Below are 11,493 nucleotides of genomic sequence, written 5' to 3'. Positions count from 1 at the left end.
ATCGCCAACCAATAAAAAAATAACTTTTTGATTTTACTTAACACTTAATCACTTAAAACTTAACACTGCCTGTAAAAAAGACTTTTTACAGGCTTATCAACCTTGAACCTTGAACCTTGAACAAAGTTACTTAGAAGCACCCGGGCAACAGGGGTTGCAAACCCTGCCCGGGTGTTTTATGCTGTGCCCCATGAAGAAACGAAGAAAAAAGCCCAAGCACAAAAAGGAAGGCGCAATCGGTCTGGCCTGGTACTCCCGGCAGCAGTGGGAGATCCTCAAACAGGTGGCAGATGATGCCGAAAGCCTGGATCACACGTTTTCCCAGTGGGAGGCAAAAGCGCAAAACGCGGCCAGGATGCTGCGCCAGTCCGGCTATGCGGTGGAAATCGTGGACGTGGATGTCACCGAGCTGCTCCAGTGGTGCAAATCCGGCAATCGTCCCCTGGACGGGGAGGCCAGAAGCGACTTTGTGGAGGAAAAAGTCCAGGACACCCGCTCTTCCGGCAGGCCGGGAGCAAAGGACCGGACGAAAACTTCTTAATAAAAGATTGAAACCAGACCAATGAATCAACTCCAGCAAAACCCGGCCCGTCCCATCTGGGAGGATCCGGATACCGGAAAAATTTACATCATTGACCAGAGACAACTGCCGCAGCAGATGGTTGTATCCGAACTGGCAGACGTGGATGACGTAATTTTTGCCATCTGCGAAATGATGGTCCGGGGTGCGCCTTTAATCGGGGTAACCGGAGCCTACGGGGTTTACCTGGCCTTTGCCGCCAATGCATCAGACCCGGATGAAGCCGCCCGGCAGGCCGGGCGCATCCGCAGGGCCCGGCCCACAGCCGTCAACCTGGCCTGGGCCGTGGACCAGACCCTTGAAAAAGCCATGTCTGCAGACAAGCACAGCCGCGCAGAAGCCGCCCGCACCCATGCCGCAGCCATTGCCGAACAGGAGGCGGAGAACTCCCGCTTGATCGGAGAACACGGCCTGCCGCTGATTGCTGAAATCGCGGCAAAAAAGCCCGGACAGCCGGTCAATATCCTGACCCACTGCAATGCCGGCTGGCTGGCCTGCATTGCCCACGGCACGGCCACAGCCCCGATATACGAAGCCCATAGGCAGGGTATTGACGTGCACGTGTGGGTGGATGAAACCCGGCCCTTAAACCAGGGGGCCCGGCTCACGGCATGGGAACTGGGTGCCGCGGGTGTGGCCCACACGGTAATCACCGACAATGCCGGGGGACACCTGATGCAAAAGGGACTTGTGGACCTGGTGATCGTGGGCACGGATCGCACCACCTATACCGGAGATGTGGCCAACAAGATCGGCACCTATTTAAAGGCCCTGGCCGCCAGGGACAACGGCATTGCCTTTTACGTGGCCCTTCCCTCGTCCACCTTTGACTGGCAGATCCGCGACGGTGTGGGCGAAATCCCCATTGAACTGCGCGACCCCGACGAGGTGTGCTACATGCCCGGGGTTGAAAAAACCAGGGAGCACCTGCTGATGCCCGAAGACAGCCCGGCGGCCAATTACGCCTTTGACGTAACCCCGGCGCGCCTGGTCACGGGCTTTATCACCGAAAAGGGCGTGTGCCCGGCCGAAGAAACCGCCATCAAAACCCTTTTTCAAAAACACAGCCCATAGCCCAAAAATCATAAAACCCTTGACTTGCCAGGCTGCAGCCGGTTAGGTAAAAACCCATGCTAAACGATCTGGAAAAAAAAGTGGTGGCCGCCATCCAGGGCGATATCCCGGTATCGGCCCGGCCCTATAAAGAAATCGCCGAGCGCATTGGTTCAGACGAAGAAACCGTTCTCTCGGTTTTGGAAAATCTGCACCAGCGGGGGCTGATCCGGCGTTTCGGCGCCACCCTGCGCCACCAGAAATCCGGTTTTACGGCCAATGCCATGGTGGCCTGGAAGGTGGCGGAAAGCCGGGTGGATGCAGTGGGCGAGAAAATGGCCCAAAACCCGGAAGTGTCCCACTGCTACCGGCGCAATGCCCATGAAAAATGGCCATACAACCTCTATACCATGATCCATGCCAATGACCGCGCAACCTGCCATGATTTGGCCCGACAGCTTTCCGGGCAGACCGGGGTCACCGACTACACCCTTTTGTTTTCCGACCGGGAACTGAAGAAAACCTCCATGGTTTACTTTGAAGATGAACTGGACACGGAAGAATAATTTGCCCCAAATCCCCTGGCTTCCATGAGCGCCGCTGCCCACATCCTTTGCATCAATCCCTGGATTCATGATTTTGCGGCCTATGATTTCTGGGCCCGGCCCCTGGGCCTGCTTTACCTGGCCGGCCTGCTGCGGGATCACGAATGCCGGGTCACGTTCATCGATTGCCTGGACCGATTCCATCCCCGGCACCCCCGGACTGACCCGGCCGCCAGATGCGGCCGGGGTCCTTACCGCAAAACCCCCATTGCCCAACCCGAAATCCTGGCTGACGTGCCCAGGCGTTATTGCCGCTACGGCGCCGATCCCGAATGGATCAGCGCGGATCTCAGGGCCGCCGGGCAGCCGGACATGGTCCTGGTCACTTCCCTGATGGCCTACTGGTACCCGGGGGTGGCCGAAACCATTGCCGCGGTCAGATCGGTTTATCCGAAAGTGCCTGTTGTGCTCGGCGGGGTGTATGCCACCCTGTATCCGGCGCATGCGGCCCGGGCCACAGGTGCGGACAGGGTCATCTGCGGCCACGGGGAACAGGCGGTTTTTGATGCGCTGGAAGCTTACACCGGCTGGTGCATCCGGCCAAAGACAAATCCTGAAGACATCAATGCCCTGCCCCGGGCCGCCCTGGACCTGCAGCGCTGCCTGCCCTTTGTGCCGGTGCGCACTTCCCGGGGATGTCCGTTTTCATGTGATTACTGCGCAAGCAGCCTGATTGACCCGCGCCAGGAAAAGCGCAATCCCGAAGACGTGGTTGCTGAAATCCGGTCATGGCACAGATGGTGCGGGGTCAGGGACGTGGTGTTCTATGATGACGCCCTGCTTGTCAATGCTGAAAAACATGCAGACATCATTTTTGACATGCTTGCGGCCTCGGGCCTGGATCTGCGCCTGCACACGCCCAATGCCCTGCATGTGCGAAACATCACGGCCAAAACCGCAAAGCGCATGCATGCCGCAGGCATGCAAACGTTGCGACTGGGCGTGGAGACAACCGATTTTGAAAAAAGGGGAATGGATCACAAGGTGGGGGCGGAGGAATTTTTCCGGGCTGCGGCATATCTCAGGGAGGCGGGATTTTCGGAAAAACACATGGGCGCCTACCTGCTGGCCGGCCTGCCGAACCAGGATCCCGGAGAGGTGGAAGCCTCCATTGACGGGGTCAAGGCCGCGGGCATCACCCCGGTCATTGCCTGGTATTCCCCCATTTTTGGCACAAAAATGTGGGATGCGGCTTGCGCCGCATCCCGTTATGACCTTACCGCAGATCCGGTGCTGACCAACAACGCGGTCATGCCCTGCCTGCCGGCGTTTTCATGGGACCTGGCCGCGCGGTTCAAGGACCGGATCCGAAAATAATCCGATATTTCATCAATCCAGCAGTTCCAGGGCTTTTTCCACCACGTTGCCCGCGGTAAAGCCGTATTCGGCCATTACCCGGCCGCCCTTGCCTGAGGCGCCGAAATCATCCACGCTGATCACCGCGCCGCGGGTGCCGGTATACTTGTGCCAACCCTGGCTGATCCCGGCCTCCACTGCCAGACGCACCGGCACATCCGGAGGCAGGACCTGGTTTCTGTAATCCACGGGCATCTGCTCAAAGCGCTCCATACAGGGCATGCTCACCACCCGGGCCTGCTTGCCCTTTTCCGCCAGGATCTGCTGTGCCTCAACTGCCAGGGCCACTTCCGATCCGCTGGCCAGAATCAATATATCCGGGCTGCCCTGGGCATCGGAAATCACGTAGGCGCCGTTTTGCAGGCCTTCGGCCGGGGCAAGCCTGTTTCTGTCAAACACGGGCAGTCCCTGGCGGCTCAAAATCAGGGCCGTGGGGTGGTCGGCGGCGGAAATCGCCATTTTCCAGGCTTCAGCGGTCTCATTGGCATCAGCCGGCCGCACAACAAAAAGCCGCGGGATGGCCCGCAGGGCCGCCAGGTGCTCCACCGGCTGGTGGGTGGGGCCGTCTTCGCCCACGGCCAGGCTGTCGTGGGTAAACACGTAGACAACCGGCACGTTCATAAGAGCGGCCAGGCGCACGGCCGGCCGCATGTAATCGGAAAACACCAGAAAGGTGCCGCCAAAGGGCCGCACACCACCGTGGAGCCACATGCCGTTGACAATGGCGCCCATGACATGCTCGCGCACACCGAACCGGATGTTGCGGCCGTCATATGACCCCTTGCCGAAATCGCGCTCGCCGTTGATAAGGGTCTTGTTGGAGGGGGCCAGATCCGCGGATCCCCCCAGCAGTTCAGGCATCTTTCCGGCAATGGCGTTTAGCACCGCACCCGAGGCCTTGCGCGTTGCCACAGGTCCGTCTTCCGGGGAAAACACCGGAATATCGACATCCCAGCCCTGTGCGGGCTCATGGGCCATACGGCGGCGAAATTCCGCTGCCAATTCCGGAAACGCTTTCTGGTATGCAGCAAACCGCTGGTTCCAGTCGGATTCGCTCTGCTGACCGTTTTCAACGCACTGGCGCATATGGGCAAGGGCCGAATCGGGCACACAGAACAGGCTGTCTGCCGGGCATCCCAGAAACTGCTTGGTCAGCCGCACTTCCTCTTCACCCAGGGGCGCGCCGTGGGCGTCTGCAGAGCCCTGCTTGTTGGGACTGCCATATGCGATATGAGTGCGCATGACCACCATGGAGGGCCGGTTGGTATCTGCCTGTGCTTCTTCCACGGCCCGGCGGATCTGTTCCACATCGTTTCCGTCAGCCACTTCCAGCACCTGCCAGCCGCAGGCGGAAAAACGCCGGCTCACATCCTCGGTAAAGGTGATATCCGTGCTGCCCTCAATGGAGATCTGGTTGTCGTCATAAATGCAGATCAGTTTTGAAAGCCCCAGGTGACCGGCAAGGGATGCGGCTTCCTGGGAAATGCCTTCCATGAGATCGCCGTCTCCGCACAGGACATAGGTGTAATGATCCACGATCTCGTGGCCCGGCCGGTTAAACACCGAAGCCATGTGGCTTTCGGCCATGGCAAAGCCCACCGCGCTGGCAATGCCCTGGCCCAGGGGACCGGTGGTGATCTCCACGCCCGGGGTGTGACCGGCTTCCGGGTGACCCGGGGTCCGGCTTCCGTACTGGCGGAAATTCTTTAAATCATCTATGCTCACATCATAGCCGCACAAATGCAGCACAGCATAAAGCATCATGGAAGCGTGGCCCGCAGACAGGACAAATCTGTCACGGTCCGGCCAGGCGGGATTTTGGGGATTGTGTGCCATGAAATGCCGCCACAGCACGTAAGCGGCCGGGGCCATGCCCAAAGGCGCGCCGGGATGTCCGGATGCGGCCTTTTCAATGGCATCCATGGACAGGGCCCGGATGGTGTTGATGCTGGCCAGCTCGGTGTCTTCAGAAGTTCCGGCCGGATCTGGCTTTTTCATGAGATACTCCTTTTGGCTGTCAGTTCCAGTTTGAACAATATTTGCCGGGGCCGGCCTGTGGCCCCTTTTGTTTACAGGGCCCTTAAAAACTCTGGACGAAGGGCGACTTTGCCCTCTAGGGCGTCATCGATCATGCGCAGGGTCTTGTCTTTTTCCTCCGGCAGTTTGGCCCGGATGGGCAGATAATTGGATGCGTGGTTGGCATGGAAAAGCCCGCCGGACAGGTCTGTGGCAGCCAGCATGGTTCGAAGTTCCGCCAGCATTTCCGCAGAGCCGGGCAGCTCAAAACGACCCGCCTCATAATCCTGGTGCAGGGGCGTGCCCGGAATCAGCATCAGGGAAAGGGCGCCCACATAATCCGGATCCATGGCAGACAGCACCCGTCCGGTTTCCTCGGCATGCACCCGGGAGCGCTCCCGCCCGGCCAGGCCCAGCAGCACGGTCACAGACAGCTTGATGCCCGCATCCTTGATCTTGCGGCCCATTTCAATCATCTTCTTTGAACCCGCGCCCTTGTTGACGGCCTTTAAGGTCTGGTCATCACCGCTTTCAAGCCCGAGGTAGACAATGCCCAGACCATGGTCCCGCAGCTCTTCAAGTTCTTCCGGACTTTTCATGGATATGCCCTTGGCATTGGCATACAGGCCAACCCGTTTAATCCAGGGCAACTGCTTTTCAATTTCCCGGAAATACTTGATCAGCCGTTTCCGGGGAACGATTAAAGCATCCCCGTCGCAGATAAACACCCGGTCCTGCCGCTTGAAGTGCTTGGCGGCGTAGGCGATATCAGCCATGATGGTTTCATCCGGCTTGATCTTGAACCGCTCGGACTTGTAGGTGCCGCAAAAGGTGCACTTGTTGTGGGAGCATCCCACGGTGACCTGCAGCAGAATGCTGTCTGCCTCGCTTGGCGGACGAATAACCATGCCTTCATAGTGCATAACAAAAACTCCTTTAAAAGACTTTCAATCAACGGCCGCAGCCGAAAATGATTTTTTTTTCGCAACACTGTAAAAGAGATAATATAATTATAAATCAGGATAAATAAAGGTTTTTGGCCTGTTCTTTTATCCAGTCTGCGGATCAATTGCAACCCTTTTTCATTGCACCGGGGCCCCTGGCAGCCAACCGCCGGGTTTACATACAAATCAACTTCTGTTAAACAACATCAATCTCTTCTTCGTTTCGCCGAAAAGGCATAACATTATGATTTCCAAATATATAAGCCGCAAGGCAAACCAGTGGCAAAACCTGCGCAACCGCCGCCGGGTCCTGATCATCGAAGATCTCAGGGTGGGCTACATTCCCATTTACAAGGTGGCCTCCACCTCTCTTCGCAACCTTTTCTGCCGCCGCCAGGCAAAGCACATCCTGCCGGACCGGGCCGGCAGGAAACTGTCTGTGGCGGAAAAACGGCAGGTGGAAAACTGCATAAGAAAGTCCGTGAGTGTCAGACAAACCCGCCGTCTCAGACAGCGCTATTTTTTGTTCGCCTTTGTGCGAAACCCCGTGACCCGGCTTTATTCCTGTTAGTTAGACAAGGTGGTGCGCGCAGGCCGGCATGGAAAGCAAAATGCCATGCAGCGCTACGGCGTAAGCCATGATATGAATTTTGAAAGTTTTGCCAGACACATTGCCCGGATTCCGGATCAAGATTCCGACCGGCATTTCAGAAGCCAGCACTTTAAGATCTATCACCAGGGCCAATGCCTGGTGGATTTTGTGGGCAATTTTGAAAACATGGATGCGCACTGGCAGATTCTTTCCGAAAAAACCGGCCTTGAAAAACCGCCAGGCAGCTACCGGCACACAGGGGCCGGAAACCGGCTGAAAAAACTTCCCCTGAGCCTGGAAGCCGCCGAACAGATCTGCCGGCGCTACATCACAGATATTGATCTTCTCGGCTACCGGCAGGAAATTGATCAGTGGCTGTCCTGGAAGGCGAAACAGGCATCAGAAGAAAATGAAATTGACAAGGCCGGGCCGATGCATTAAGCATGGCGGCAAAACTGCGGTTTTGGCGCAGCCTCAAAAACACCGGATGCCCCATGGACAAAACAGAAAAAAAGACTGAAAACATGCCGCTTTCGCCGGATACCATTGAAACCGGGATGCTTGAACCCATCGAATATGCCTACGGCAGCCGGCGCGATATTGAAATCGTTATTGACCAGCCCGAGTACACGGCGGTCTGCCCCAGAACCGGGCTGCCGGATTTCGGATGCATCACTATCTCCTATGTGCCCTCCGGTCATATCATTGAGCTCAAATCTTTGAAATACTACCTGCTCCAGTACAGAAACGTCGGGATCTTCTATGAAAACGCGGTCAACCGGATTCTCGATGATCTGGTGGCTGTGCTCGCCCCAGGACAGATGACCGTAACCGGGCAGTTCACCGCCCGGGGCGGGATTTCCACCACTGTCACGGTCCGCTACCCGGACTGATTTTCCCATGCCCTTTATCTGAAAAATAAAACGAGCGCTCGTTTTTTATTGACAGGCCCGGCCCGCGGATGTAAAAAAGCGCAAAAACCCAAGCAAAAAGGCCCGCACCCGAGCCATGCCGCACCTGCCCAACACGTCCGTGCCAGCGGAAGACTTCGACGATTTCCGCAAAATGACCCTCTTGTCCATGGAGGAGATCTGCAGGGATATTTTCAAGGAAAACCAGCACCGCATCAAGATCAAAAAAGAGGCTGTTGCGGTGCGCAACCTGGTCAACATCTTCCATACCACTCTTCAGATTTCCAATGAAAAGGGTTTTCAGACCATGAGTCTTCGGGATTTGAGCCGGGTTTCAGGGCTTTCCATGGGTGCGCTGTATTCCTATTTTTCCAGCAAGGACGAACTGCTGGAAATGATTCAGAACCAGGGCCGGCGCATTACCCTAAAAATTCTTTCCCAACGCATCAATGCCGGGGATGCGCCCTCGGTTCAGCTCCAGACCGCCATCCGCACCCATTTATACCTTACCGAGGTCCTGCAGCCATGGTTTTATTTCTCCTACATGGAGGCCAAAAACCTTAAAAAAACCCATCGCAAAAAAGCCATTGAAAGCGATCTGGTCACAGAGGAAATCATCCGGGAAATTTTGGAAAAGGGAGCGGAAAAAGGCGAGTTTAAAGTTGACCACCCCATGCTGACCGCCGCGGTGACCAAGGCCATGCTCCAGGACTGGTATCTGAAGCGGTGGAAATATTCGGGAAGAAAAATCCCGGTTCAGGCTTATGCGGATTTTATCATTGAATTCGTGGAAGCCCTGGTGCTTCGAAAATCTTCGGAAAGCAGCCGCTGATATTTGTCCAGAAGCGTGCAGACCTCGTCCAAGGCGGAAACCTGCGTTACGGCCTGCCGAAACGCGCTGGCCTGGGGCAGGCCCTTTAACAGCCATCCCAGACGGCTTCGCATGAGCCGGCAGGCATGGACCTCACCGTACACACCGCACATCAGGTTTGCGTAATTTCTCATGGCGCAAAAGCGCATTTCCAGATCCGGCTCAGGCGCCGGCCGGCCTTGGAGAAGGGCCCGGATCTGTTCGAAAATCCACGGATTGCCCATGGCGGCCCGGCCGACCATCACCGCATCGCAGCCGGTCTGCCCCATCATTTCCAGGGCATCTGCGGCATGGCGGATATCGCCGTTTCCGATCACGGGAATGGAAACCCGGTCTTTGACCCTGCCGATCACGGTCCAATCGGCTGTGCCGGAAAACCGCTGCTGCACGGTGCGGGGATGGACGCACACCGCATCCACGCCCAGGTCCTGCGCCATTTGCGAAAGTGCCAGGGCGTCTTTGCCTGAATCATCCCACCCGGTCCGGATCTTGATGGTCACCGGAACGGATACAGCCTGGCGCACTGCTGCAATCACGGCCCCGGCTGCACTGAGATCCTTCATCAGGGCCGCTCCGGCCCCGGTTTTCATCACCTTTTTCACCGAACAGCCGAAATTGATGTCCACAATATCGGCCCCGGCCTGTTCCACCATGGACGCGGCTTTTGCCATCATATGCGGCTTTGCCCCGAAAATCTGGACGCTGACGGGCTTTTCATCGGCTGTATGATCCATCATCTGCAGGGTTTTGCCGGAATTCTGGTACAGGGCGTTTGCGCTTAGCATCTCGGTGCACACCAAAGCGCACCCGGTTTGCCTGATCATGCGCCGGAAAGGCGCATCCGTGATACCGGCCATGGGCGCCATGACCGTGGGGGAAGATATCACAATATCGCCGATTGCAAATAAAGGGTTGTCAGTGTTCATTTATGTTCCCGTACCGGGGTTGGCATAGCAATACAAACAATTGTGAAAACAGGGCTGATCGGCATAACCGCCGATGTCTCTTGACGTCATGCATCCGCAGCCCCTGGCCCGGCGCTGGCCGGCATCCTTTTGAAACGAAAGCCGGCCGCCGAACAATTCCACCAGATACGCATTGGAAATGCAGGCGCCGGGAAAAACCCGGGTGCCCGGAGGCAAAGCTTCCAGTACCTGCTGCTCACAGCAAAGATAAAGCGACATGCCCAGGCTTTCAAGCAGGCGCTGCATGCGCACCACCACCCGGACCTTTTTCTCAAGGGGCGGATCAATCCACGCAAACCCCTCTGCCGGGGGCTTGCGCCGCCTGACCTTGGCATACAGATCCACGAAACTGGTCACGCACCGCCGCACCCCGAATCCGGCCATGGCCCGCGCGATTGTTTCAAAATCATCAAGATTGCTCTCTTCCCCGTTTGCCGCAGTGCGGAAAAAACATACAGGATCAAACCGCCAGACAACAGTCTGTGCCCCGAAGCGCCGGCAAAGCTCACCGGCCTGTTCCAGCCGGTCGGCCACGGGGACAATGCCGGGTTCCAGCAGCGGGGAGCCGGAATTGAGCGTAAAGTTAAAAAACAGGTGATAGCCGAGCTTGCGCAGCCGCGGTCCGCAGCCGCTGTCTAAAAACCGGGAAAAATCCTTGGACCAGAACACAATGGTATGCACGTCTGCCGGGCCTGCGGAAACCGGGTAAACGACCTGGTTGTAGGGATTTTTCACCGCAAAGGATTGCCGGGCGATGCCTTCCATGAACCAGTCCATATAAAAGGCGGGAATATCGGTGCGCCGGGAAGCAGAGAGGACGATCGCATTTTTCATGGCCAAAAGCTTTTTACCGCATCCGCTGTTTGTCAGGAAGAAAGCCCTGCGGCCGGGGTCAGTTTTTTCGCTCCTGACCGTTTTTGCCGATTCATCAAATGCCTTTGCTTAAAATTTACAAACCCGCCCTGCTTTCCTCAAACAGTTTGATATTTTTGCGCAAAAACGCTCAATGTCGCTTACAAACCGACCCCGCCCTTGGGCTTCCTTTTGGAAGTGTTTCCCCCGGATCGCAGCCCAGGACCGAACACTGCAAATAACTTTTTGCCGGATGATTCAAATCTTTGATTTTATTTTTTTGAACCTTGAACATTGAACTTTGAACCTTGAACCAAGTTATTTAGAAGTCTGATTTCAGATGGGGCCATCAAAATTATTTGGGCTTGCGGTCCTTCAGGGAAATCACCGTTCCGCCGGAATCGTCGGTGCTGCCCTGCCCGCTTGTACCGGGGTCCTGCTTTTCGGCCCCCTCTTGTTTTTCCGGAGCCTGCTCTTGTGTCTCCTCCGGGGGCTCGACCTTTTCCAGGCGCATGCGATTGCCGCCCATGGTAAATTCCGCTCCATTAATGTAAGTGTCGCGCAGAATCCAGGTCACGGTCTGCACGGGCACCTGCAGCAGCATGAGCTTGATCTGAAACCAGTCCTTTTTCACGTCCGGCGCTATATCTTCCACCCGGGCAAATACCACGGGCTGGTCTTCATGATAAATCAACACAATATCGTTTTCTGCAGCCATATATCCTCTTTTTGCATAAAAAATCTTTTG

Annotated in this window: 11 protein-coding genes and 1 pseudogene; 7 read left to right on the top strand and 5 right to left on the bottom strand. The window is 56.5% G+C overall.

Going from position 1 to position 11,493, the window contains the following annotated elements:
* Positions 1-190 precede the first annotated feature (190 nt).
* Genes ACTCIA_RS07980 through ACTCIA_RS07965 form a run of 4 tightly spaced genes read left to right on the top strand, consistent with a single transcriptional unit; the run spans position 191 to position 3,555 of the window.
* The gene (locus ACTCIA_RS07980) at positions 191-541 is read left to right on the top strand and encodes a hypothetical protein (RefSeq protein WP_463001280.1); all 351 of its coding nucleotides are present in this window, start codon (positions 191-193) and stop codon (positions 539-541) included.
* Positions 542-562: 21 nt separating this feature from the next.
* Positions 563-1,654 carry an S-methyl-5-thioribose-1-phosphate isomerase gene (gene mtnA, locus ACTCIA_RS07975; RefSeq protein ID WP_463001279.1) on the top strand — a complete coding sequence of 364 codons (1,092 nt, stop codon included), beginning with the start codon at positions 563-565 and terminating at the stop codon, positions 1,652-1,654.
* 56 nt (positions 1,655-1,710) lie between these two features.
* Positions 1,711-2,199: a siroheme decarboxylase subunit beta gene (ahbB, locus tag ACTCIA_RS07970; RefSeq protein WP_463001278.1), complete on the top strand. Its 489-nt coding sequence runs from the start codon at positions 1,711-1,713 to the stop codon at positions 2,197-2,199.
* 24 nt (positions 2,200-2,223) lie between these two features.
* The gene (locus tag ACTCIA_RS07965) at positions 2,224-3,555 is read left to right on the top strand and encodes a B12-binding domain-containing radical SAM protein (RefSeq protein WP_463001277.1); all 1,332 of its coding nucleotides are present in this window, start codon (positions 2,224-2,226) and stop codon (positions 3,553-3,555) included.
* A 12-nt stretch (positions 3,556-3,567) separates the two neighbouring features.
* Here the strand turns inward: ACTCIA_RS07965 and tkt are convergent, their stop codons facing one another.
* Entirely contained in the window at positions 3,568-5,592 is a 2,025-nt protein-coding gene (gene tkt / locus ACTCIA_RS07960) for a transketolase (protein WP_463001276.1), read from the bottom strand.
* A 71-nt stretch (positions 5,593-5,663) separates the two neighbouring features.
* Complete coding sequence (locus ACTCIA_RS07955) at positions 5,664-6,533, bottom strand: radical SAM protein (RefSeq protein WP_463001275.1); 870 nt, start codon at positions 6,531-6,533, stop codon at positions 5,664-5,666.
* 265 nt (positions 6,534-6,798) lie between these two features.
* Between ACTCIA_RS07955 and ACTCIA_RS07950 the strand changes: the two are divergent.
* From ACTCIA_RS07950 to ACTCIA_RS07940, 3 genes and pseudogenes are all read left to right on the top strand, one after another.
* Positions 6,799-7,587: pseudogene (locus ACTCIA_RS07950) on the top strand (sulfotransferase family 2 domain-containing protein).
* Positions 7,588-7,640: 53 nt separating this feature from the next.
* Positions 7,641-8,039, top strand: a complete 399-nt coding sequence (gene queF, locus ACTCIA_RS07945) for a preQ(1) synthase (RefSeq protein WP_463001274.1) — start codon at positions 7,641-7,643, stop codon at positions 8,037-8,039.
* Positions 8,040-8,154: 115 nt separating this feature from the next.
* Positions 8,155-8,889, top strand: coding sequence for a TetR/AcrR family transcriptional regulator (locus tag ACTCIA_RS07940; RefSeq protein WP_463001273.1), 735 nt, complete (start codon positions 8,155-8,157; stop codon positions 8,887-8,889).
* Here the strand turns inward: ACTCIA_RS07940 and dusB are convergent.
* The 3 genes from dusB to ACTCIA_RS07925 form a co-directional block, all read right to left on the bottom strand.
* On the bottom strand, positions 8,820-9,854 hold the full coding sequence (gene dusB, locus ACTCIA_RS07935) for a tRNA dihydrouridine synthase DusB (RefSeq protein ID WP_463001272.1): 1,035 nt from the start codon (positions 9,852-9,854) through the stop codon (positions 8,820-8,822). The two genes, ACTCIA_RS07940 and dusB, sit on opposite strands and share 70 nt — an antisense overlap.
* Positions 9,855-10,727 (bottom strand): DUF1848 domain-containing protein, encoded by an 873-nt coding sequence (locus ACTCIA_RS07930; protein ID WP_463001271.1) that lies wholly within the window; start codon positions 10,725-10,727, stop codon positions 9,855-9,857. It abuts the gene before it with no gap.
* Positions 10,728-11,100: 373 nt separating this feature from the next.
* Positions 11,101-11,463: a hypothetical protein gene (locus ACTCIA_RS07925; protein WP_463001270.1), complete on the bottom strand. Its 363-nt coding sequence runs from the start codon at positions 11,461-11,463 to the stop codon at positions 11,101-11,103.
* Positions 11,464-11,493 lie beyond the last annotated feature (30 nt).

The sequence above is a fragment of the Desulfosalsimonas sp. genome (genome assembly GCF_055149105.1).
This window is presented reverse-complemented; position numbering and strand designations above follow the sequence as displayed.